At 36.6% G+C, this 841-nt stretch carries 1 protein-coding gene; it reads left to right on the top strand.

Annotated features, from left to right (window positions below):
• The coding region (locus tag ACFILW_RS10240; RefSeq protein WP_375685785.1) for an MFS transporter at positions 1–541 on the top strand (541 nt) is incomplete at its 5' end.
• Positions 542–841 lie beyond the last annotated feature (300 nt).

The raw sequence follows: 841 nt of genomic DNA, 5'->3' as shown, positions 1-841 counted from the left end.
AATATTTCATTTTTGGCAACCTTTTATTTTGGGACAGACAGGAGTATTAGACAATGCGACAGGAAAGACTAAAATTCTTATTCTTGGCCTGTGCTTTGTGGCTTATACTCTCGTAAAATACTTATTTAATCGCTTTGTAATTAAATATCTTATGCAAAAATATGCTCCTATGGCGATAACTTTGTGCTCACTCGTCCTAAGTGCTGTTGTTATGCTTGCTCTGCTCCTCGTTGCAAACAGTTGGGCTCCTATTATTTTATTCACCGTATTTCATAGTTTTTTTTCTGTTCCTATGACGCAGTTTGAAGCAGAGTTTTTTAAACATATTCAACAAAAGAATGCAAATACGGTTTTATCCATTGTTAGTTTTCTTGCGCGTATTTTGGGTATTTTAGCGCTTGTGCTGATTGGTTGGTTGGCAAATAATGTTTGTATAGAAGCAGCTTTTTGTTTTGCCTTGGTGTGTATATGTTTAATTATCCCGCTTAATTTGGCCTGGCTTTATACTGATAAAAAGTTAATAAAAAACGAAGAGGTCTGAGAGTGAAGATACAGTTGAATAGGGCCTTGCCTGTGACTTACATAAAGACACAGGAAAGAATAGTGTGTGGGTCATCTTATATGGATTGAGTCGAAATTAATAGCTGTCCATCGTTTTTAGTAGAGATGCTTACCGATTTGAATACATCAAATGATTGTGCGGCTATTAGCCAGAAATATCGCGAACGAGCATATCAAGAAGCTTGTGATATTGATGTTTTGCTAAATAGTGGGCGCGTATTAGATTTTGCAAAAAACGCAAGCTTTTTTAGAGTGCGCGGAGGAAATCCTCGATAAAGCG

Source organism: Bartonella sp. TT110JLCBS (genome assembly GCF_042193405.1).
GTDB lineage: Bacteria > Pseudomonadota > Alphaproteobacteria > Rhizobiales > Rhizobiaceae > Bartonella.
Note: the sequence above shows the minus strand (reverse complement) of the source record. Positions and strands in the feature narration are given on the sequence as shown.